The 22803-nt window shown below is 58.5% G+C and carries 18 protein-coding genes, 1 tRNA gene and 1 pseudogene; 10 read left to right on the top strand and 10 right to left on the bottom strand.

All coding sequences use genetic code 11. From position 1 onward, the window contains the following. Nucleotides 1-151 precede the first annotated feature (151 nt). Entirely contained in the window at nt 152-3130 is a 2979-nt protein-coding gene (locus tag AKL02_RS10065) for a TrlF family AAA-like ATPase (protein ID WP_083079281.1), read from the bottom strand. 88 nt (nt 3131-3218) lie between these two features. On the opposite strand from AKL02_RS10065, the pseudogene AKL02_RS10060 reads away from it, so the two are divergent. Both AKL02_RS10060 and AKL02_RS10055 read left to right on the top strand, forming a co-directional pair. Further along, nucleotides 3219-3581: pseudogene (locus AKL02_RS10060) on the top strand (transposase); the annotation flags it as partial. Between the two features lie 151 nt (nt 3582-3732). After that, nucleotides 3733-5196, top strand: a complete 1464-nt coding sequence (locus tag AKL02_RS10055) for a DUF3987 domain-containing protein (protein WP_083079280.1) — start codon at nt 3733-3735, stop codon at nt 5194-5196. A gap of 68 nt (nt 5197-5264) precedes the next feature. Here AKL02_RS10055 and AKL02_RS10050 read toward each other — a convergent pair whose 3' ends face one another. The 6 genes from AKL02_RS10050 to AKL02_RS10025 form a co-directional block, all read right to left on the bottom strand. Further along, on the bottom strand, nt 5265-5693 hold the full coding sequence (locus AKL02_RS10050; protein WP_083079279.1) for a hypothetical protein: 429 nt from the start codon (nt 5691-5693) through the stop codon (nt 5265-5267). A gap of 74 nt (nt 5694-5767) precedes the next feature. Continuing rightward, entirely contained in the window at nt 5768-6184 is a 417-nt protein-coding gene (locus tag AKL02_RS10045; protein WP_083079278.1) for a hypothetical protein, read from the bottom strand. A gap of 466 nt (nt 6185-6650) precedes the next feature. Further along, complete coding sequence (locus AKL02_RS10040) at nt 6651-7058, bottom strand: hypothetical protein (protein WP_083079277.1); 408 nt, start codon at nt 7056-7058, stop codon at nt 6651-6653. A 155-nt stretch (nt 7059-7213) separates the two neighbouring features. Beyond that, entirely contained in the window at nt 7214-8620 is a 1407-nt protein-coding gene (locus tag AKL02_RS10035; RefSeq protein WP_133051996.1) for a site-specific integrase, read from the bottom strand. Between the two features lie 181 nt (nt 8621-8801). After that, nucleotides 8802-10895 carry a tyrosine-type recombinase/integrase gene (locus tag AKL02_RS10030; protein WP_083079274.1) on the bottom strand — a complete coding sequence of 698 codons (2094 nt, stop codon included), beginning with the start codon at nt 10893-10895 and terminating at the stop codon, nt 8802-8804. A 28-nt stretch (nt 10896-10923) separates the two neighbouring features. Further along, on the bottom strand, nt 10924-11160 hold the full coding sequence (locus AKL02_RS10025) for a helix-turn-helix domain-containing protein (protein WP_083079273.1): 237 nt from the start codon (nt 11158-11160) through the stop codon (nt 10924-10926). Nucleotides 11161-11571: 411 nt separating this feature from the next. On the opposite strand from AKL02_RS10025, the gene AKL02_RS10020 reads away from it, so the two are divergent. The 7 genes from AKL02_RS10020 (at nt 11572) to AKL02_RS09990 (ending at nt 20319) form a co-directional block, all read left to right on the top strand. Beyond that, nucleotides 11572-13080: a type I restriction-modification system subunit M gene (locus AKL02_RS10020; protein ID WP_083079272.1), complete on the top strand. Its 1509-nt coding sequence runs from the start codon at nt 11572-11574 to the stop codon at nt 13078-13080. Beyond that, nucleotides 13070-14260: a restriction endonuclease subunit S gene (locus tag AKL02_RS10015; protein ID WP_083079271.1), complete on the top strand. Its 1191-nt coding sequence runs from the start codon at nt 13070-13072 to the stop codon at nt 14258-14260. The genes AKL02_RS10020 and AKL02_RS10015 overlap by 11 nt, the downstream gene beginning before the upstream one ends. Nucleotide 14261: 1 nt before the next feature. Then, nucleotides 14262-15344: a hypothetical protein gene (locus AKL02_RS10010; RefSeq protein ID WP_083079270.1), complete on the top strand. Its 1083-nt coding sequence runs from the start codon at nt 14262-14264 to the stop codon at nt 15342-15344. 1 nt (nt 15345) lies between these two features. Beyond that, nucleotides 15346-18624 carry a type I restriction endonuclease subunit R gene (locus tag AKL02_RS10005; protein ID WP_083079269.1) on the top strand — a complete coding sequence of 1093 codons (3279 nt, stop codon included), beginning with the start codon at nt 15346-15348 and terminating at the stop codon, nt 18622-18624. Continuing rightward, nucleotides 18621-19352 carry a M48 family metallopeptidase gene (locus tag AKL02_RS10000; RefSeq protein WP_083079268.1) on the top strand — a complete coding sequence of 244 codons (732 nt, stop codon included), beginning with the start codon at nt 18621-18623 and terminating at the stop codon, nt 19350-19352. Before AKL02_RS10005 ends, AKL02_RS10000 begins: the two co-directional genes overlap by 4 nt. Nucleotides 19353-19598: 246 nt before the next feature. After that, entirely contained in the window at nt 19599-19922 is a 324-nt protein-coding gene (locus tag AKL02_RS09995) for a hypothetical protein (RefSeq protein ID WP_083079267.1), read from the top strand. A gap of 58 nt (nt 19923-19980) precedes the next feature. Beyond that, nucleotides 19981-20319 (top strand): hypothetical protein, encoded by a 339-nt coding sequence (locus AKL02_RS09990; RefSeq protein ID WP_083079266.1) that lies wholly within the window; start codon nt 19981-19983, stop codon nt 20317-20319. 62 nt (nt 20320-20381) lie between these two features. On the opposite strand, the gene AKL02_RS21300 is transcribed toward AKL02_RS09990, so the two are convergent. Next, on the bottom strand, nt 20382-20483 hold the full coding sequence (locus AKL02_RS21300) for a hypothetical protein (protein WP_408648136.1): 102 nt from the start codon (nt 20481-20483) through the stop codon (nt 20382-20384). A 632-nt stretch (nt 20484-21115) separates the two neighbouring features. On the opposite strand from AKL02_RS21300, the gene AKL02_RS09985 reads away from it, so the two are divergent. Beyond that, nucleotides 21116-21493, top strand: a complete 378-nt coding sequence (locus AKL02_RS09985) for a hypothetical protein (protein ID WP_083079264.1) — start codon at nt 21116-21118, stop codon at nt 21491-21493. 194 nt (nt 21494-21687) lie between these two features. Here the strand turns inward: AKL02_RS09985 and AKL02_RS09980 are convergent, their stop codons facing one another. Together AKL02_RS09980 and AKL02_RS09975 are read right to left on the bottom strand one after the other, a co-directional pair. After that, nucleotides 21688-21894, bottom strand: a complete 207-nt coding sequence (locus tag AKL02_RS09980) for a hypothetical protein (protein WP_083079263.1) — start codon at nt 21892-21894, stop codon at nt 21688-21690. 795 nt (nt 21895-22689) lie between these two features. Beyond that, nucleotides 22690-22766 (bottom strand) — tRNA-Arg (locus tag AKL02_RS09975). Between the last annotated feature and the right edge of the window lie 37 nt (nt 22767-22803).

Below are 22803 nucleotides of genomic sequence, written 5' to 3'. Positions count from 1 at the left end.
TCCTGTCTGCGGAATGACCGCAACGGGCCGTACTGACCTCACTGATGAAAGGGCGGAAAACGGACACGCGGCGATGCCGCGTTGCTTCCGCAGTATCGCTACAACGCGGAGATTCGCGGAAGCATCAAATCAACGCTTTTGTGCTGATACTCTATTTTATCTGGTATTTCAGTCGTCGTTGAACGAACGCGGGTTTGGAGCCCTCCAGAATTTTGACGATGGCATCGTTGATACGCGGGTTTTCAATCGAACCACTTTCATAGGTGAATTTGTAGTTGTCGGCCTTGTCGAGCGTCACGTGAAGGATTTGCTCGGCGTCGGCCCCGACGGCAAGGTTCGGGTTGTGAGTGACCAATATCACCTGCCGAGATTTCTTTGCATCGCGAATGCAGCGCGCGAGCACCGTAAAGATGCTGTCATTATCGAGGTTGTCTTCCGGCTGGTCGATAATTAGCGGTGTTTTTTCTTTGTCGAGATGCAGGTAGAATACCAGCAGCAACAGACCTTTTTCGCCTGGGGAAAGCTGGTTCAGGTTCTTTCCGCCCAATCGAAGCTCATAACGCGGCTCAAAATATTCCAGCGAGAAAAGCAGATCGTAAAGACGCTTAACGTCCTTGATCTGTTTCGAGATATCTTCTGCTTTGACGTCGGCAATGATGGTCTTGGCAAAGCTCAGGATCGTTTCAACATCATTCCAGCTCACGTCTGTCATGCGCCTCTCCAGATCCCTGCGCCCCTCTACGGCACCGCGAAACGGCCCGCGCGCCGTCTGGGTCACGATTTCCAGAAAGCGCCCCGGGAACTCGTGCGAGGGCACAAAAGACGCGTCGATCGATACATCGAATTCCTCCGAACTCACGGTTGCCAGCTTCTCCTCGACGCTGGATTTCAAGCCTTCGTAGAAAGAGCGTACCTTTTCCTTGGAGTTGAAAATCGAACGCGCGAGACCGTCGCGGTCGGAATAACGGGTATCAAGTTGTGCCTGCAGGTCTTCCTCGATGTAGCGAATACGGGCGTCCAAGTCCTTGATGGTACCAGGCTTGGGGCTATCGTCTTCGCCCATGACCTCTTCCATTTTCTTCGTGATTTCTGAAAGGGTCTGGAGATAACGCTGATAGCGGCGCTGCGGCGCGGACAGAGTTTCCTGCAAGGCCTTCAGTTTGTCAGCGAGATACTGATGGGCTTTGCGTAGAGCGGGGACACCCGTGAGCGCACCAAAGTCCGTGCCCTCGATAAACTCGCCGGCGTGCTCGACCTCCAGCGCCTTCACCTCGGCGGCAAGTTCGGCAGCCTTGGCGTCGATGCTTGCGGTGCCCATCTTGTGGGAAACGATGAGGTCAATATCCAGACCAAAACGTGTGCAGATAGGCCTAAGTTCTTCCTTGCTTTGCTTCACGTGAGCATCAAGAGCGTTGACGGACTCCTTGAGCGATCCGAGCGACACCAGGTCGGTCTTGATGGCGGATAGTCGGTCGACCGCCTGCGTGCTGCGTTCTGTGATGGTAGCCTGAAGGGCACGCGTTCGTTCGATCTCTTCGGATACGGCACGCTGCTCCGGCGTTTCTTCCTCCGGCTTTTCGACAGCCGCCGGTTTCGAATTCTCAAGGACGCGGTATTCTTCACACCGTTGTTTCAACTGCTCTTTCAGCCGCGCACTGGTCGAAGGGTCTGCTTGCTGCTCAAGTTCGACGATCTCGATGTTTAGCTCGCTCAGGCGTACCTTGAGGGTGCTGATGTCGCTTTTGCTCTGCGCAGTCTTTAGGTCTTCGAGTTCTGAAAACGTCGATTTTCCCATGCGGTCGGATTCCTCGACATGCGAGAAAACAACTTCTTCGATCTCCTTTCGAAAGGCTTTTACCTCGATCTCGTTCGTCAGGTTTTCGAAATAGTTTTGAGGAAGGTACTTGACGGCTTCGGGCCGGAGTTCATCAACATCCTCATCGAGTTTCTTTGCGCGCTCGGTTCCGCTCGCCCAGGTGACAGTTGCTGTGAAATTCTCTGCGTAGCCCTTTTGGCGGAATTTTCGGTTGCGGGCTTCGTCGGTCAGAAACGAGAAATGCTCTTGCTGGCGCGACTCCCCGAGGAGCCCAAGAATGTCGGCGATAGCGCTCTTGCCGCTCCCCTTGTTGCCGATAATTGCCGTCAACTCGGGGTTGAAGGGTATCGAGACGTTCTTGAACCAAGAGCCATTGGCTGCGGCGTATCCCGCAATCTGATTAACGCGCAGCTCCGCGATGAAGCGGGTTGCGTCTTGGTTGATCCGTTCCAACACGGTGGGACGCTCGCCGATATGTACGCGCCCCTTCGGTTCGAACAACGTTTGCCGGAGCCCTCTAAACGTCAAATCGGCCTTGATCCATGTTGGCGGGAACCCTGCCTCGTCACCCGAAAGCCTCGCCAGATCGGACATCGCGTGAGCGTCCGAGCCTGAATAGACAGGCTTCTTCTCGGAAGGGCTGCCGTCTTCGTAGCGGTTCGTACTAAGGAAATAGCCGGTGCTTTTGTCTGATCCGAAGAAAGCGTGGCTGGCCTTGTCCAGCTCATCGGAGATCGACTTGCTGCGGGCAGATTTAGTGTCAACGCCCCGTAGACCATCATTGCCCGCGGCCGTGACGATCATATAGGCCGTCTCGTCAGGGAAGACCTTCTTGAGAGCCGTTTGAAGATCGGACAGGCTGATTGTTGCTTGATGGTATTCTTCGCGCGAGGTGAGATCGCTGCAGCGAAGGCGCAGCCCATCGCGAGTTTTGTGCGTCTGCAGATCGCTGAGCAAGGTGCGCAGCTTCGTTTCGGAAGCAAGCGCAGGGTCGATCAGGACATGGGTGTGAACATTCCGGCCGTCCGAACTCACGGTTTCGGTCAGGCGGAATTCGCAGTTCGGGATGAAGATTTTTTTACCTTCTGGGTAAAGGCGAGCATACTCAGCAGATACAGCGAAGTAGGAGTCAAAGGAGAAATAATCTGTGATCCCAAATACCTGAACGTCCGAGTCCTCCAGAATTTCGAGATAGGCGCGGAGATTTTCGTCACTGGCGTCGCCGTAGCCATTTGCCAGTTTGGTACCTGGACCGTGAAGATGGAGATCCCACCGATGCCATCCCGACCCATCTTTCTTGTATTCAATTGTCATCGCTTTTAATCCACTTGCGCATATCGGAAGCGCTTCAAGTCACATCGGATACATTGTCCCGTGCAAATCTCTGCTGCAACCTTGAATGACCGATCAAGGGTCTCAGTTCACGTCCTTCGCTTGGACGGACCGGCTGCGTCGATCCGGCGTGCGCATATCGAAGGATGGGAAAGGCCATTCATCGGGCTTACGCTGCGCCACTGGCGCGACAGTCCCCCTTCATTTCGATAACATCTTCATCGAGAGGCTGTGGCGCACCCGGAAATACGAGTGCCTCTACCTGCATGCCTGGGAGACAGGATCGGAGACGAAGGCGGCGATCCGGAAATGGATGACCTTCTACAACCACCAGCGCCCTCACTCAGCCCTTTGCGGCAAGCCACCGGCGCTGGTCTATTGGCAGAGAAATGGTGTCAACCAACCCGGTCAGCTGGCGCAACGAGTAGCTTAAGTTACGCCAGATCCCGTCCAAGAGATGGGGAGTAGCGCACCCCCCACAGGAATTTCATTATCCGCCGCAAGATTCCGCTTCCTGCCGTTTCCGCCAGAAAACCGATCGACCGATTTCCTGGTCACAACCCGAGCAGCAACGGAGATCAGGAATGCTTGCCCGTATCAGGTCCCTCGTCGGCAGGGGTGACGCGAACGCGTCGAAGCCGAACTTTTCAGTCCCGTCCGGCGACACCGCCCCTGCGCCCGAGGAGCCCGTGCCGCTGCCTCACGCGGAGCCACCCGCCAGTGCTTTCCCCCTCGACTGCCTGACGCCGAAGCTCCGTAGCGCGGCAGAGGCAATCGTCAGGAAGACACAGGGGCCGGCCGCCCTTGCCGCGCAATCCGTCCTGTCCGTGGCCTCGCTCGTCGCGGGGAGCCGGGCGAAGGTCCAGACACTCGGTTCGCCCTCGAACGCGACCGCAGCTTTCGTCACGATCGCTCTGTCAGGCGAGCGGAAGAGTGCCGCGGACAAGATCGCCAAGACCGGTATCGACCGGGTGATCATGCGTCTCCGGAAGGAACACGAGATCGCCATGGCGCGGCACAAGTCCGAGATTGCAAGCGCCGGGCGCGGAGAAGAAAAGCCTGCGGCTCCGGTCTGTCCAAGCTTCCTGGTGACAGAACCCACGGTCGAGGGTGCCTTCAAAGCAATCGCGTCCGGATGCGGTTTCCTGGGCTGGTTCACCGACGAAGCGGCCAGCTTCTGGGGAGGCCATTCCATGTCGAAAGACCAACGTGCGAAGACCAGCGGCATCGTGTCGAAATTCTGGGATGGCGATTACTTCTTCCGTCCGCGTGCCGGTCAGGAGGGCGACGGCTATGTCCCTCCCACTGCAACCACGATCAACCTCATGTTCCAGCCGACGCTCATCCGTGACACCTACGGTGACGAATTCCTGATCGGCCAAGGAATTCTGGCAAGGATGCTCCCCTGCTGGCCCGTCAGCAACATGGGTAACCGAAAATATCGGCGGCCGACCAAAGAAGACGAAGCCGCCGTGAGTTGCTTTCATGACGAGGTGGAAGCCGCGCTGATGACCACGCTGGAGGACACCACCGAGCGGCTTCTCGCGCTTTCGGACGACGCTTTGGCCATCTGTATCGAGTTTCACGACAAGATCGAAACCGAACTCGGCCGCGGCGGATGGGCCGCGGACATCTCAGGGTTCGCGTCCAAGGCGCCGGAACACGCATGCCGGCTCGCCGCGATAATGACGCTCTTCGAGGACCGGGACGCCGTGACAGTATCCGGCGAGGTGATGAAAGCCGCCTGCGAGCTGGTAAAATACTACCTCGGCCAATACAAGTTCCTCTGCATTGCGGCCACGAACGAGACCGAGATCGCCCAGGCCCAGGCCCTCCTCGACTGGCTTCTGAAGAACCTGCAGCCCGGCGACGGGTTCGCGACCGACCGGGTCCTCCAGTTCGGGCCGGTTTCCGCCCGGCGGTCGAGGGGCCTGGATCGGCAGCTGGGCGTCCTGAAGCAATACGGATGGGTCCAGGACCTTCCGGCCGGCACGAAGATCGATGGCAAGAAGCGGCGCAAGGGCTATCGGCTCAGCCCGAAGGCATGACCCCGGGGCGGTGGCCGGCGTTCCTGCCGGCCACCAGGACTATCCGCCAGCCCATGTGGGAGCGCGCCTCACTGCCCCAGCAGGAACTTCTCGGCATCGATGCGTGCCCGGCAGATGGAGCGGATATGTGCGATGCGCCGCAAGGACCTGACGCACGCGTCGATCGCCTGTCCCCTGTCCGTGAGGTCCACCATCTCCCGCACCTCTCCGATGGCGCCGAGATCAGGATCCTCGTGGCCGTCGAACACCATGAACGAGCCCAGGACCTCGCACCCGCGCTCCCGGTCCAGGACGGACGACAGGAGTTCGATGTCGGTATCGTCGCGGCGCGAAAGCCCGGCACGGGCGCGCATCGCCTCGAGGGTGCGGCGCAGCGACCCGCGCTCGATCGCATCGGCGGCGACCTCGTTGGCCGGGAAATGCTCGATGAAGCTCCGGGTCATCCCGATCAGCAGCGAACACAGTTCATCGAGCGGCATCTGGTAATAGGTCTGCATGTCTTCCTCCAGAAGAATCGGCCACGGCGGAATTGCCGCGCCTTCAAGCTGTCGGCCCGACGGACCGACAGGCGTCATGCAGCGGAGAGGTCGAAGAGTTCGCCCGAGATGACATCGCACCCGGGATCCAGATCCGAGATCGCGACGAGAAGATCGTAGAGACGGTCGGCCTCGAGGCAGATCTCCTCGACCCGGGGATCCAGCAGGTCGATCATCGCGAAGCGGGCTGTTTCTTCGGTCTCCGGATCCCCGACGAGATCGAGGCAGACAAGCCGATGCAGCCAGACCAGCTCCTGCCTGAGTGCCGTCGCGAGCGAGGAACTTTCGGAAATTCCGGACAGAAGCCGGAGGCAGCGACGGTGCGCAGTCGGGCCGCCGAGCAAGGCGGCGGCATTGAGCAGCGCAGTGCCGCGCCCCTGGAAGAAGGTCCTGGTTGCGACGAGCGCGGGATCACGGCTCGCGTGGAGGGAATTGCTCGAGAAGTTGAACATGGGGGTCTCCTGTAGAGGTCGACGCCGTTCGTGGCAGTCAAGGCCCCGAGAAATCTCCTTTCCGTATCGGGGGTGTTTTGCCGGCGCATCTGTAGCAGCAGGAGGTGTGGTCGCCGGCGTGGTTGAGTTCGTTGATCGCGAGGCGCCGCATTTCCGTTGGCCGCGCTCTCGCCCCGAGGAGCGCGGCCAACGGAATGACGGCGCCCATTCCCTCTCTTCACCCTCGGCTGGACGGTTCTGGGCCTGAAATTGTAGAATTGGCAATCTCGGTCCGGATGTTGCGGCAGGTTGCGGCGAAGGACGGAAAAAATTGAGAATGGGCCTTTCCTACCCCGTGAGGGTGAAAAGGACCCGTCCTAAATTGAACCGGAAAAATGCAGATGTTACGGTATTTTGCGGCGGTGGATGGCGGGCCTATCAGCACCTGCGGACAGGCTCAGGCACCATCATGTCCGCATGACGGTGATCACTGGGCATCCCTGCCCGAAGTTGCATTCATGGCGTCTTCGACCCTCGAAATTGCCGCGAGGCCTTGGTGGAAGGAGAGCACGCGCCCTTCACCCTGAACGAATATTGACCAGACGTCTCGCCCCTCCGGCTTCAGCGTCCACCCCAACGCCTGCAAGGCTCTCTCGGCCGCCGCCCGCAGTTTCCGGCCTGCCTCCCGCTCCGTCACATGGGGCACGACATGCGCGATCTCGTGGTCTTCGCAGCCATGATGCCGCTGGATCTCGAGGCGGACGAGAATGCCGGGAGCCCCGGCCTCGAGCCAGACGGCAACGTCGCGGACGTCCGTTTCGAGCCGCCTCGCCGCCGCCCGGGTCCTTTCCATGGCAGCAAGAGTTTCGGGAGACCTTTGAGGGCAGTCGTGCATCGGTTCCTTCCTGATCGTTCATGCCTGGTTCCCGGTAACAGGGTCCCCGGGAAGGAGCCGGCAAAGCGCGCCGTCCCTTTCGATATCCATGCCGGGCTCTCATTCGCGGGGCACTTTCGGCGTCTCGTTAACCGGACCGGCCGTCGGCGCTGAGGCTACACGCGCAAGGTCGTGGGGGCCGACCTCAGGCCAGCAATGCGTGCACCATGCTCACGCGCGGCCCTCATCCCCTGTGCGTGATCGTAGCTGTCCCTGGTCGTGCCGGCGCTCTTGTTGCCCAAGAGAGCCGGCGCCAGGTATCCCCCGCTTTGAATTTCCTCCGAGGCTTCGGTCGCGGCATTGTCCCGGACCCGATGGATGCTCACCCGCACGCCGAGATGCTTGCAGGTCAGATCGCCGACCAGACGGCCGAGTTGCGCGGAGGTGATGGCCGCACCCATATCGATCATGCTCGGAAAGAGCGCCGGTCCCTCATCGAACAGTGGCCGGACACTCCGTTTGTAGTCGTCGAGAGCCGACCATAGCATCGAGTTGCACAAGACCTTGTCATAGCCAGCGAACCGCTTCTTCGCCTCACGCATTTTCAGCACGCGCCCGGGAAGCACGACATGAACGTAGGGTTTCTCGAGGAGCATGACGGTCGTGCCGAAGGAAAGGTGCGAAAGAGCCCGCGCCCGCTGCGGCAGGGCCGCGGCAAACGACAGCAGCAGCCCGTTGCGGAAGTCCCGGGCGACATGCAGACCGCGAGGGCCTTTCTCCCGCGCCGTGTCCATCAGTTCGACGCCGAGATCGAAAATCGTCGACGCGCCGACAATCTGCGCGCCGGTCTTCGTCGGTCGGCCGGCGACTTTGGCGAGGCCATCATGCCGCGCGATGACATGGTCGCATCCTGCGCTACGGAAGCCGGGATCCGCCACGACCCGGAAAGCGGAGACGATGCGCGACAAATAGTCGGAGACGCTCCGATCCGAGACGCCGTCAGCCCTCAGGTCGGTCGCGTAGACGTGGAACGAGGAACCCGAGGGCCGCACCTCTCGACCGAGAACGGCCGACGCGCGACACCATCGCGCCAAGGCATGCGCCACAGACTGAACATGGTTCGCGCTCCATTTCTCGGAGTGAGGTCCGGGTTCACTGATCAGTTTCGCGATGAGCTTCCCTTGCCATTCGTCCGGGAGCGACGAGATGGCGGATCGGGCCCGCTCGTCGATTGACTGCGCCGCGACCTTCGGGGTGCAACGGCTCTGCCGCAGGACCTGGCCGATCATGCCCGCGACCGGGACACCCCACAGGACGGGGGCGCCGAGCTGAATGTATGCGAGCTCCGAAGCAGCATATTCTGCCCCGAGGCGCGCCGAGAGCGCGTCGAGATAGCCGGATATTTCCGTCCGGTCCGGCACAGGCATGGGCCAGCCCATGTCGCCGCGCCACTCCGAAAAACCACGCACCGAGCGGAGAACGGGCCCGGGATCGACGCCTGGTCGATCCCGGCCGAAGGCGTCGCGGAATTCCTCAGGTGAGGACGGTGCGGCCCGACCGGACTGAGATTTCGTGGCCCTCATCAGGAGATCTCCCGTTCTTTTGCATTGGTCGGTCGTTCCGATCGCGTCGCCTGATGGGCTTGGCAGGTGCACCCGGGTCCCGGCTCAGGGTCGACGACGAGACGGGAATATTGGTCGATGATTGCGTCCACGCGGGTGCGGAAGCGTTTTCCTTGGTCCGATCGCTTCTGGAGTAGGGTCTTCATCCTGTTTTCCTTTTCTTCTTGGTTTTTTCGGGCTGCCGGGATTTCTGATCAGCGAGGTATTTGCTCCACCGGTCGAGGGCGAGGTCCTCGTCGATCTCGGCATAGTGAGCGAGGGTCGTCTCGAGCCGCTTATGTCCGAGGAGACGCTGGACATCAGGCAGCCGATCCGGATCTTCCCTGAGCCAGAGCCAGCCCAGAAAGTGTCGATAGAGGTGGGGATTCATCTTGAACCCCACAATCCGTTTCGTGTGCCGGACGAGACGCTCGAGCAAACCGGCATAGGGTTGCCCCGGATCGCCCCTTTCCCCCTGTGACGGGAAAAGGAATGGATTTTCGTCGTCTCCTGCTCGCAGAGCCTTCGGCCGGATCTTCTCGATGAACGATTTCAACCTGGCCGAAGCATGCTCATCGAGCGGTATATGCAGATCCGGATCGTCGCTGTCACGACCCTTCACCTGCACATTCGGAACAATGATGCGCGCCGTTCCACCCGCCCAGGAAATCCATGACAGACGAATACCGGTAATGTTGGCCCGCCGCGGGGCCCGCGCCAGGAGAATGTCGCTTGCGATGGCGCACATGATGTCCCTGGCCTCTTCCGGTCCGAGCAGGTCGATCCTGGTTTTTCCGCGGCACTTCCGTTTCCGTTTGTCGATGATCGAGTTGACCTCGCCGGTCAGGATGTCGCTCAGATCGATCAGCCTTTGTTGACGGTCTCCGATGATCTGGCGCAATCGGGCCTTGTTGCGACGCGAGATGCCCGTCTCGCCGATCGCATGTTCCTTGATATGCCCGGCGATGGCATTCACGTCGTCGGCGCTTCGACCGCTGTAGTCCCGCGCCAGCTTCTTCAGTGTCTTCCCGACCGACTCGGCATAGCTGCTCGGGTATTCGTCGTCGGAGTTTCCGGAGCTCAGAGCGTCGAGGACGCTCTCGATGACATCCGGATCCGTATACTCGTTCAGATCCTCGATAAGATACCCTGTCGCCGCGTAGAGTGCCTTCGCTCCCGCGATCAGCTGGTAGCGCCGGTTTTCGAGTGTCCTCTCGCTCCATGTCTGTCCGGGCAGAAGGAAACCAGCCGACTGCCGCTCCTCCTCGGAGCGCTTGCGGCCCCCGTTCTTCCTTTTCAGCAGGGCTTTCTTCGGGTTCACCGGGCGCATGGCGTCGGCGGCGTCCAACAGCGCGAGAAACGCTTCTTCCGACAGCCCGTCACGAGATGCATCTCCCCGCAGCCACTGGCTGACGGGACCGTCGAACTCGGAGAGCAGCTCGGAGAAGACTGATGCATCGACGCCATACTTGTTTCGCCCGTCCGGGAACGGGTGGTCCACCAGTTTGAACCCATAGGAGCTGAAATCTGCTTCGGCCGCGAGGCGTGTGCAGAGCGCCGAGATGCGCTGCACGTGCTTCTTGCAAGTCGCTTCGCCCTTCGGGCTGACCGCGAGCCGGTGCAGATAGTATTCGTGGAGAACCTCCGTGGAGATTTCTCCTGGTGAAATTTCCCGTTTGTGGAGGAAATGGAAGAACGTCCCGGAGATCAGCTTCAGGTCATCTGGACAATCGGACTCCGACAGCACATCGTGGATTTCGCGATAAATGCCTGTCACGTCCCGAATTCCGGACGGCCGATTTCGACCGCCATTAGCGTGAATAGCCGCCAGGATGTCGGACTTGTAGGTGCCGAAGCTGTTTTCAGTCAGGTTGAGGGTTGCAGCCGACCAACTCGACAACTTCTCGATCGCGCGCCGGCGGTCCACGATTTCGATCTCGGCCACCCAGCCCGCGGCCTTCAGGAAAGCATTGAGGCGGGAGATGAGTACACGGTTGCGACTGTCGGTTTTCTCATCTCCCGTCGTGCGGGCCAAGTCGCTCATCAGTCGGGAGTAAGTCATCTGACCCGCCGGCGTCGGCAAGTGGATCCCCATGACCTCGCCGAGCGCATCGAGAGTTTTCCTGTCAGATCGGATTCCGGGGATCTCGAGAATATCCTGCACAGCCCGCGGGTTCAGACCCGCCTGCAGGGCGAGCGCCCGCTTGCTGATCCCGGATGCCCCGAGATAATCCAGAATTTGTTCTTGAACCGTCATGTCTTCATTCCCGTGCTTGGCTCGGCGCTCACTCGAGATCGAGATCCGCCCTCCTCAAGGGGCGGATTCGATGCTCGAAGAGCGCCAGCCAATCGGGGTGCACGAGCCAGCTCTTGCCCGGTTTTGTCCCGTCCAGGAAAACCCGGCCGCGTTCAGTCACGGTCCCTTTCACGATCCAGTCGCGGATCGTCCGCGGGTGTCGTCGGAGCTTCTTGGCGACCTCTGTGGTTGTCAGATATTCATTCTGGGTTTTGTTCTCGGACATCTTGGTCTCCTCTTTGCTATAAGAGGGACCTACTTCCCGGTCGGGAGGCCCCAAAACGCCGGCGCAATCTTTTTTGGAGGCTTGGCGAAAACCCGGCGATGAGCGGCGAGAAGAAATCTGCTAATTTTGCGAGTTCCGCTGCAGGTTAGCCCGATTAGCAAGGAGTCGACGGGCGCTTTGGCGATGTATCGCTGTAGGCCGCGCGGTAACCGTGCGAACTTTCCGGAATCACCTCGCTCTCTCGCGCGGTGGCAAGAGAGAGACGCTATAAGACCGGTTTCGCCCGACCGTTCCATGGTTGAAACAACCTTGTCTCGACATCTCGGCGGGACACTATCCCCCTCGTGCAGGACAGTTGTGGAGACTCTCTCCACATGCGAAGACTGTTCCCAAAAGGCCGAGAGCAGACAGATGAACCCGATTACACAACAAGAGATCAACAAGGCCGCCTGGGGCGCCTGTGACACATTCCGCGGCGTGGTCGATCCGTCGATCTACAAGGACTACGTCCTGACCATGCTATTCCTGAAATACGTCTCGGACGTCTGGAAGGACCACCGCACGCGCTACGAAGCCGAGTATCCGGACGCGCCCGAGCTGGTCGACGCCATGATGCAGGAGGAGGCCTTCGTCCTCCCCGAGGGCGCCGCGTTCGATGCCCTGCACAAGCGCCGTTTCGAGGCTGGCAACGGTGAGCGTATCGACAAGGCGCTGCATGCCGTCGAAGAGGCCAATGGCGCCAAGCTCAAGGACGTCTTCCAGGACATCAGCTTCAACTCGAACAAGCTGGGCGACGAGGAGCAGAAGAACGACATCCTGCGCCATCTGCTCGAAGACTTCGCCAAACCCGCGCTCGATCTGCGCCCGTCCCGCGTTGGCGCGCTCGACATCATTGGCGGCGCTTATGAATACCTGATCTCCCGCTTCGCCGCCTCGGCTGGCAAAAAGGCCGGCGAATTCTACACCCCCGCCGAGGTCTCGGAACTCATGGCTCGTATCGTCGACCCGCAGGAGGGCGACGACATCTGCGATCCGACCTGTGGCTCTGCCTCGCTGCTCATGAAATGCGGGCGCCTCGTGCGCGAACGCAGCGGCACGCGCCGCTATGCCCTCTTCGGGCAAGAGGCCATCGGTTCCACCTGGGCGCTCGCCAAGATGAACCTCTTCCTGCATGGCGAAGAGAACCACCAGGTCGAATGGGGCGACACGATCCGCAACCCCAAACTGCGCACCTCGGACGACATGTTGCGGCATTTCGATATCGTGGTCGCCAACCCGCCCTTCAGCCTTGAAAAATGGGGCGTCGAGACGGCTGAGAACGACAAGTTTGCCCGCTTCCGCCGGGGCATTCCGCCCAAGACCAAGGGCGACTATGCCTTCATCCTGCACATGATCGAGACGCTGAAACCCGCCAGCGGGCGCATGGCCGTGGTCGTGCCCCATGGCGTGCTGTTCCGCGGTTCGACCGAAGGCAAGATCCGTCAAAAGCTGATCGAAGAGAACTTGCTGGACGCCGTGATCGGCCTGCCGGAGAAGCTGTTTTTTGGCACCGGCATTCCGGCGGCGGTTCTGATCTTCCGCAAGCGCAAGGCAGACGACAGCGTGCTGTTCATCGACGCCAGTCGTGAGTTTGTGGCGGGCACCAACCAGAATGTGCTGACTGAAGAGAACCTCGTGAAGATCGAGGAGACCTTCCGTGCGCGTGAGACGGTCGACAAATACGCCTATCGCGCAACCAAGGCCGAGATCGTCGAGAACGACTTCAACCTGAACATCCCGCGATATGTCGATACCTTTCAGGAAGAAGCCGAGATAGACCTGATGGCAGTGCGCGCAGAGCGCACCCAACTGAAAGACGGTTTGGTCGAACTGGAAGCGCGCATGGAAGGCTATTTGCGGGAGCTCGGCTATGGTGCCTGAGGGATGGGTCGCAGGCCAAGTCTCCGACATCTGTCGCTTGCAAAATGGCAGAGGGTTCAAACCGGAGGATTGGGGCGCTGAAGGATTGCCCATCATACGCATCCAGAATTTGAACGGTTCAAAGAACTTTAATTACTATTCAGGCAAACCTGAGGAGAAATGGCTCGTTGAACCCGGCCAGATGCTTTTCGCATGGGCTGGGACGAAGGGTGTCTCTTTTGGCCCAACTGTTTGGCGTGGCGAAACCGGTGTTCTAAACCAGCATATCTTCAAGGTCTTCCAACAAGACGGCGTAGACCATGATTGGCTCTATCTCGCCCTTCGACACGTAACTGATCGTGTCGAAGGAAAGGCCCACGGCTTCAAGGCCACGCTCGTGCATGTGAAAAAGTCGGATATTGAGCGGCAGCCTGTAGCGATCCCCCCACTCCCCGAGCAAAAAAAGATCGCGGAGATCCTGTCGACATGGGACCGGGCCATCGAGACGGCCGAGGCGCTGCTGGCCAACGCCCGCACCCAGAAACGCGCCCTCATGCAAACCCTCCTCACCGGCAAACGCCGTTTCCCCCAGTTCGAAGGCCAAGACTGGCGCGAGGTGCGCTTTGAAGAGGTTTTTGGTCGCGTTCGCCGCAAAAACACAGTCGGCAACGAAAACACTTTGACCATATCTGGCCAAGACGGTCTCGTTTCGCAGCAAGAATATTTCAACAAGCGCGTGGCCGCGGCTGACCTATCCGGATACACACTCTTGGTGGGCGGTGACTTCGCATATAACAAGAGTTATTCGGCGGGCTACCCAATGGGGGCCATCAAGATGCTACCTGATGGCCAATCCGGCGTGGTCTCAAGCCTCTATCTTTGCTTCGCGCTTGGAGATCCTGATGCTCACTGTAAAGAATTTTTCCGCCACTTCTTTGAAGCGGGTTGTTTCAACCATGAGATTTACAAAATCGCTCAGGAGGGCGCACGTAACCATGGTCTCTTGAATGTGAGCGTAACCGACTTCTTCAGAGCCAAAATCAGAATCCCAAGTCGTGAAGAACAACGACGTATCGCCGACGCCATCAATCTTGCCGAACGAGAAGAAGCCCGTGATCTGGCGGTCCTCGAAAAACTCCGCACCGAGAAAAAAGCCCTGATGCAGCAACTCCTGACCGGCAAGAAAAGAGTGCGGTTATAGCATGTCACCGGAAGTTACCGCGCCACCGATCATCGATTTTTCTGAAGCTTTGCGTGGCGCAAGCTCGATTAAGCGAGGCTTCATAAAGTGCCGACTCGTCCACATGAAAGACCGCTCCTTTGTCCTGCCAGACATTCTTCTATCCAGTGAGATTAAGGGGGAATTCTATTCGCCGAAATTCTTTACGCCGAACCAGATCGCGTTCTTCGGGGGTGACGGATCTGCGGACTTTTGCCGTCTGACACTTGAACTTCTGAACGGCAATGATGTCCAAGTCGCCTTCTTTGGTCGCGATCTGGTAAAAACCTGCTCTGACGGCTCGTTCATTTATAAGTGCGCATTCAGCCCAAGCGTCAAGAAAGGTCTGCCCGCTCCCTGTGGTAAATGGAGACGGCGAGACGGGTCATTTGAGGTCCTGCTATATCACCACACCAATTCCAGTGCCGCTGCGGGGATAAAAGCCAGCAAGGAGTTGTGGGACTCCCCTTGGAACATCCAAGGCAGCAAGAAGCTTGAAAATATCGGCTATTGCTACTTCACGAGCATACCGGCAATCAGGTCTGAGTTGCACCTTCGAGAAGTCGCCATGTCTCAGATGGGCACAGCTCACTTTCTGCCTACGAATGCTCCTTACAGCGCAGAGTTCGCGTCAGCACTTGCTGTTCCTAAGCGGACTCCCAAAGACATGGATCGCAGCTTACGGTTCTGGGTTGATCTTGAAACAGTATCGCCCAGCCATATCTGGCTTCACCGCCCATGGAGCGCGCCTGCATACTACGAAAATGTTCTGCCCCGGGTTTTTCGGCTGGGGGTGAACCCAGGCTACCACCTACCACTGGATGGCAACCGTATTTCAATAGACCCTGCGCAAGCAAAAGTGTTGAAATATGTTGTCGTAGGCGATGCTTCTTCCCCCGAAGGCCTCGCAGCCCCTTATAATGAAGAAAACACGCTGCTTCTCGCGAAAATTGACGATATTTCAAACGGTTCAGAGATTATCGCCCGCTGGAAGGAGAAACAAAACAGCCATCTTTTTCCATCGATGAGTGTAGAGATGGCAAGAATGATCGAAAATAGTTCCTGATATGCATTCGATGACTCCAGACACCCGCGAAGAAGCCGCCGCCAAGCTCCCTGCGCTGCATGTGCTGATGGCAATGGGCTACACCTATGTCAGCCCGGGCGAGGCGCTGACGATGCGCGGGGCTGGCACGGGCGTGCTTTTAGAAAGCGTGTTGCGGGCGCGCCTGAAGCGGTATCGGTTCGATCATCGGGGCAAATCCTGTGCACTCTCCCCCGGCGGCATCGATGAGGTCGTGCGGACCTTGAACTCGACCGGCCTGACCGAAGGGCTGATCCCGGCGAACAAGGCGCTGACGTCGCATATCACCAAGGGGATCACTGTCACCGAGTTTGTCGATGGCGAGAAGACCAGCAAGACCATCCCACTGATCGACTGGATCGATGTCGGGGCCAATGAGTTCCACGTGGTCGAGGAGTTCAGCGTGCAGCGCCCCGGCGGGCTTGGCAACTACCGGCCCGACATCGTGGCCTTCGTCAACGGCATTCCGTTGGCCATCATCGAGGCGAAGCGCCCGGTTTCCACGACACGTGACAAGGCGATGGTCGAAGAAGGCATCAGCCAGCACCTGCGCAACCAGCAGGGAGACGGCATCCAGGACCTCTATGCCTATTCGCAGCTGCTTCTGTCGATTTCCGGCTCGGAGGGGCTTTATGCGACCACTGGCACCAAGAAGAAGTTCTGGTCGCTCTGGCGCGAGGAAGAGCTGTCCGAGGCTGAGCTTTCGGTTATCCGCAATACTCAGCTGACGCCTGTGCAAGTAGACAGCCTCTTTGCCGAGCGCCCGGCCTATGCCTTGGCAGACTACACACGCCTGCACGCAGCGCCTGTTGCTGTTACAGAGCAAGACAGGCTTATCATTGGGCTTCTGCGCCCCGACAGGCTACTGGATTTCACGCGGCGCTTCATGTTCTTCGACAAGAAGCTCGGCAAGATCGTAGCCCGCTATCAGCAGGTCCGCGGCGCGAAGGCAATCATCGAGCAGGTGTCCAAGAAGAAGCCAGACGGAAGACGCGAAGGCGGTGTGATCTGGCACACGACCGGGTCAGGCAAGTCGAACCTAATGGTCTTCCTGACCAAAGCATTGCTCGTCGAGCCGGAGTTGGCGGGCGCAAGGGTGATCGTAGTTACCGATCGCGTCGATCTGGAAAAGCAGCTGGCGGGCACCTTCCTGACCGGTGGCGCCTTTGGCTCCGATGTAGCGACCAAGAAGGATGGCGAGAAGGCGAAGGTTCAGTCAGGAAAAGAGCTGGCTGAGCGGATAGGCAGTGGCAACGAGCGGATCATTTTCACGCTTCTGCAGAAGTTCAACTCGGCGACCAAGCTTCCTGAGTGCCACAACCCCTCGGACCAGCTCATTGTGCTTGTGGATGAAGGGCACCGCAGCCAAGGGGGCGAAAACCACGAGAGGATGCGCAAGGCGCTGCCCAATGCCGCTTTCATAGCCTTCACGGGCACGCCCCTTCTGAAGGACGACAAGACCCGCAATAAGTTTGGGCCCATCTTGCACGCTTACACCATGCAGCGCGCTGTTGAAGACGGCGCGGTAACGCCGCTGGTTTATGAGGAGCGGCAACCAGTCGTGGACATCAACGAGGCTGCAATCGACGCTTGGTTCGACAGGATCACCAAAGGCCTGACCGACAGCCAGAAATCGGATCTGAAAAAGAAGTTCTCCACCCGGGGGAGCATTTATCGCGCCGCCAACCGGATCGACCTGATCGCTTGGGATATCGCGGAGCATTTCAACGAGAACTTCAAGAAACTCGACCTTGGTCTGAAAGCACAGCTCGCGACAGACTCGAAGCTGTCGGCGATCCGCTACAAGGCCGCGCTCGATGCGACCAACTTGGTGACCAGTGCCGTCGTGATCTCTGCCCCTGACACGCGCGAAGGCCACGAGGACACTGATGAGACCAAGACTCCGGAAGTTCAGGCCTGGTGGAAGGCGAATGTCGGCAACGATCCCAAGTCCTATGAAGACGGCATCATCGAGGATTTCAGCACCGATGGAGATCCGGACATCCTGATTGTCGTCGACAAACTGCTGACCGGGTTCGACGAGCCGCGGAACGCCGTGCTCTACATCGACAAGCACCTCAAGAGCCATAACCTTTTGCAAGCGATTGCCCGGGTCAACCGCTTGCACGAAGCGAAGAAGTTCGGGCTGTTGGTCGATTATCGCGGTATTCTTGCTGAGCTCGACACCTCCATTCAGGACTATCAGGATCTGGCCGCACAGACGCAGAGCGGCTACGACATTGAGGACCTTGCCGGAACGGTTGCCAACATGGCCACCGAATACAAACGCCTACCATCGCTTCACGACGCGCTCTGGGCCATCTTCAAGCCGGTGAAGAACAAGCACGACTGGGAGCAATTCCGCCAGCTCTTGACCCCCCGCCTGTCCGATGACGGCACCGGTCATATGGTCGACGACAACCAGAAGATCCGAGAGGATTTCTATGAGGCGTTGACCGAATTCGGGATGTGTCTCCAGCTTGCCCTATCCTCTCGCGCATTCTTCGATGATGGCGCGTTCGATGAAGCCCAGATACGGACCTACAAGCGTGATCTAAAGTTCTTCACCGAGCTGCGAACACAGGCGAAGCGGGACGCCCAGGAAACTGTCGACTTCTCCGAATACGAACAGCAGATTCGCAAAATGGTCGACACGCAAGTGATCGGTCAGGATATCAAAGACCCGCCCGGCGTTCTTCAGGTCGGCACGCTTGGAGAAGACGACCCTGAGAGCTGGTCTGATGAGAAGACACGCACCGAAGCCGACCTCATCAAGACCCGGATCCGGAAGACTATCGAGCAGGACCTGAGCGATGACCCTTATGCCAAGCGGGTTTTCTCGGAGCTCCTCAGAGATGCCATTCGGCAAGCAGAGGCATTGTTCGATCACCCCGATAAGCAATACGTGCTGTTCAAGGACCTTCAGGAGCAAGTCGACCAACGCAAAACACCTGGTGTCCCGGATCGTTTTGACGGACATCCCAAAGCTCAGTCTTACTTTGGCGTGCTGAGGGTCGAGACAGAGGGTTTCGAGACCGAACTCACCGAAGAACGCATGGTCGAAGAGGCGTTTCACATCGACGAGACCGTAGAGAACGCAGTCAAGACACACTCGATCAACCCCGGCAACATCGAAGGCGAGATCCGGAAGCAACTTTTGCCCCACTATTTCAAGGTGCTCGGCGGCCTCGACGCGGCCAAGTCGCTCATAGAGGAAATCGTGGCAATCGTCCGCGCGGGACGGACCAAGGGTGTCCAATGACCGTCGATCCAGTTCTGACCTATGGCGGAGAGACCCTCTCCTATCGGGTGCAGACCGATGGCTCTCGGACGACGAAGATCGCTATCCACGTCGAGCCAGACGGAGAAGTCATCGTTGATGCGCCAGACGGTGCCGACCCCGCAGAGATCCGCAGAGCGGTGCACAAGCGTGCTCGCTGGGTCTTTGCGCAGGTCGAGAAGGCAAGCGAGCGTTTCAGGCATGTGCGGGACAAGGAGTATGTGTCCGGCGAGGAGGTCCTGTATCTGGGCCGCCGATACGTCCTGAAAGTCATCAAGGGCGACACGCACCGTGGCGCGGTCAAGCTAAAAGGAAATCGCCTTGAAGTTCCCAGCCGATCGGGCTCGCCTGAAAGCGTCAGTGCAGGCGTCTGGGCATGGTATCGTGTGAAGGCACGAGACTACTTTGATCGGCGGCTTGCCGAATGGGAACAGAAGCTACCTTGGATAAGCAGCCGCCCACCGTTTCGCCTGCAAGAAATGGAGAAGCGCTGGGGAAGCTGCACGGCCGATGGGGCCATTATTCTAAATCCCCACCTGATCAAGGCACCGCGAGAGTGCATAGACTACGTTATTCTGCACGAATTGGCGCATCTCCGCCATCACAACCACAGCCCAGAGTTCTGGAAGACCATCAGCTTTGCCGACCCAGACTGGCAACGAAAGAAGGCGCTACTGGACGGCGCCGCTGAACAGCTCACTGCCAAGTAGCATCCTGACCGGTTTGGGGAGCGACCGCTCGACCTTGGCGCTGGCTGGGCCGGTTTGCCACGGACCGCTTCCTACGCACTGCTGCCGTTCGTGCCAAGCGCAACGAACGGCATCCGCCCGCATTTTTCTTCCGAAGATCGCATTCTCCGCCCTACTTCGTTTCCGTGACGCCGGCGTCGGATCTATCTTCTAAGAAGTAGCAAGCGCGGCGGGAACCCCGTCCTGGCAAATAAAGGGAAGACGATAATGACGAATCAGGACAAAGCTGTGGCCATCGCCAAACTGCCTTCGGATCAGCAGGTCGACCTGATGCGTGCAGCGGCGCAGGCCACGAAACCGACGCCGGTGAGAGGGAATACGAAAAACCGTTTTTATGCTCATGAGTGCGGTTTGTCCCGGCGCGTTGTCGCAGCTATGCGCAAAGAAGGCCACGGCGAGAAGATTTACAGTGGAAAGGGTGTCAATTCCGGCCGCTGGTGTTTTCCCATCGAGATTCTGGAACGCGCAGCCACAGCCGCGCAGTCTTCTCATGCCCGGATCGGACTCTACGCCGCCTGCGGCAAAAAATGAAAACACGAGCGCCTGACCAATCGGCCGGGCGGTGTATTCCAAATCGGAGTAGAGATGAATGCAGCCCACGCTTACCGACATCGCCGACATTGAGGACATCATGAAACTCAGGTTCCGGCCCGCGTTGCGGGCGGGTTCTGCGCATCTGATGACACCAGCCGAGTTGGATGAAGCTATCGACGAAGCGCGGTGCCGCTACGAGGAGAATCCGCGCGGTGCGAACCGGCTCGAAAGCCTCGATAGGTTCCTTGCCGAATCCGAGCGACGTCAGCACGAGACGCCCTCCGATCGAGCAAATCGCCTACGGAAGCGCATCGCATGGGAAGTTGCCCAGGATCGACGCGAAGAGAAGGCCAGCAACTGGTGGAGCTCTGACGACGGTCCGGTCCGCTACTGATGCCGCCAAGAGATTTTATCCTGAACTTTCAATCGAAGTCAGCGACTTATCCCTCGGCGTCACTACGAACTGCTCACCTCCACTCTGAGCTGAAGATCAGTCATATCTTCGCGTCGTCGGTAGCTCTCGCTGCGGATGATAACGACATGGCTGTGATGGAGCATCGGGTCGAGGATTGCGGTGATAAGCTGCTCCCCTTGGAGCCCGCACTTATAGATTAGCTCTGTTCAGGGTTTGGTTCTCTTTCGACCGTTGGTGATACTCCCACGGAGTGAGCCCGTCGAGGATCGCGTTGCTGGCCAGCTCGGTCCCGTTCTCGCCGACCACTATGCAAAGATGTCCCTTTCTCTCGAGGATCCGATCCAGTTATTTAGCCACGCTTCGAGCGGAGAGCGAGGTGTCCATGAGCCTCGCAGCAGCAGGCGGCCTCAAGTACTTCGTAATCGACGCCAAGCCAGGCATGCGAGTGGCATCTCCCACTCATTGATTAGGGCTTTTTTACTGGCCCTTTGCATTGGTTTCCAGTGCATTGCGACGGTCGTCGGCAGCATCGCTGACGTGATCCGCACAATAGGCAAGTAGCCGGTGCAACCGCCGCGACGCTCTAAACAACGCAGCTTGCGGACGCGCCCAACTTTTTTCTTCGTCCCAAAAATATTGGCCAATCTTCAAATTGAGAGACCGAAAAAAACAGTCCTTCAGCTCAGCGCCGGACCAAGAAAGGCGCCCAGACAAGTGAGACCCTACAGGCTTGAAAGCTGCCAGAATGGCAGTCACGCAACAAAAGGAGAACATCATGCTCAACACCAGCAACATCGAAAATGCCGAGGCCTGTCATGGGGTGAGCTGTGCCCAACTGGAGCGGGATATCTGCGACGTGAAGCTCTGGCTCATTGAGACGTACGGCGTTGTTCCTCTCCATGTCTCGGTTGAACGGCACTTCTCTCAAGCCGACTGTGATCTCGCGGGCGTCGCCGTTATGATCCTATCGAGTCCTCCGCCAGGACTGATCGAAGCGGCGCACGAAGCGTTTCTGGCTCTCGGCTACGTCTTCGAAAGTTGGGCTGCGGACATCTACGTCCATCAATCCACCCGAGATCAACATTCGAGACACGAGGCCATTCAGGCCTATGCGCGCGTCGAAAATGCATTGCGCGTGTGGCGATCCGCATAGAGAAATCAGGTGCACCCCGCAAAAGGGCGGCAAAAGCCGCCCTTTCTTATGACCTTCGTTCCTTGGCCACGTCCCAAAAAGTTTCACAAATGTAAGCGCAAGAATGGCGCCGCCCTGCCCTCTGAGCATCTGGGTCTTGATATGTTACGCCATCAATCAGGGAGCATGCGCGCCCTCTCGAAATCATACAGCAGTCAATGCCGAGACCTTAATTCGCTCAGCGCGTCTTTGACTAAAAACGCCGTTATCGCTTTGCAGCGCTCAACATCACTTAGGCTGCGCACCCGCAGCACCTCATGTGCAGACATCCCGCGTTCGCGGAGTTCTGCATCTGAGATTTCTTCAGCTTCGGCGCGGTAATAATCGCCGTAGCTGTCGAAATTTATAGTCCAGCTGTTCATTGCTATTATCTCCGTCAGCGGCACTTAAAGTCAGCCCTTGAAAAGGCCAGAGAATGCGGCAGAAAAATCAAGCTCTCCAGGCGATGGGAACACGAAGCCAGTCAAACAGGCAAGCGAGCACCGATTCCAAAACCGGGTACAGGTAGAGCATCTTGCAAATCGCCGATCCTCGAGACTGCTGAGGCCGATCTCGCGGTCGCCGACGCCGGAAAACATCTGCCTACGCCGGTACGACAAGATTAGTAAAGACTTCCCTCATGTGGTCGACTGGGGAATTGAATTCGCGGTGCTCTGCGGCCTGCACGGCGCCTTCGGTTGGCAGATCCCAACCCGCCTCCTAATCTAAACCCTGTAGACACTCGTTATGAACGAGGGCCCAAAGGGGGGCGGCTCGCTGACTATCCTACAGCATGCTCCAAGGAACAGAAATCACATGCCATCGGCGCGAGCCGAGACGATGCCATCCATTCGGCCGTCAGGCCATTGTTCATGTTCGACCAGATAGTCGGATTTGCGAAACGCTACCGCACGAAAGTTTCTTCGCCAGCGCATCTGCAGCTTGCGTGACAACGTGCTACAAAACCGCTACGAACGCTTCCGATACACAGCAAGTTACCGTTTTCGAACGGTTTTTTTAGAGTAGGTCCAGTCCATCATCGGCGCGACCGAGAGCTTCGCTGCGCGGATCAGGGCGTCATCTGTCGTCATCGCATCTCTCATCGGGTCTGTCTCGGGGCCGTCTCGATAGCGTCTGTGCCGCCCCCAAGGCGCTGAAATTCCGGAAACTGGGGGAAGTGGCGCACCCAGAAGGATTCGAACCTTCGGCCTCTGCCTTCGGAGGGCAGCGCTCTATCCAGCTGAGCTATGGGTGCCTGAAGCGGCGTATAAAGAAGGAGCGCGCGGCTCGCA

It is taken from the genome of Thioclava electrotropha, assembly GCF_002085925.2.
Taxonomy (GTDB): domain Bacteria; phylum Pseudomonadota; class Alphaproteobacteria; order Rhodobacterales; family Rhodobacteraceae; genus Thioclava; species Thioclava electrotropha.
Note: the sequence above shows the minus strand (reverse complement) of the source record. Positions and strands in the feature narration are given on the sequence as shown.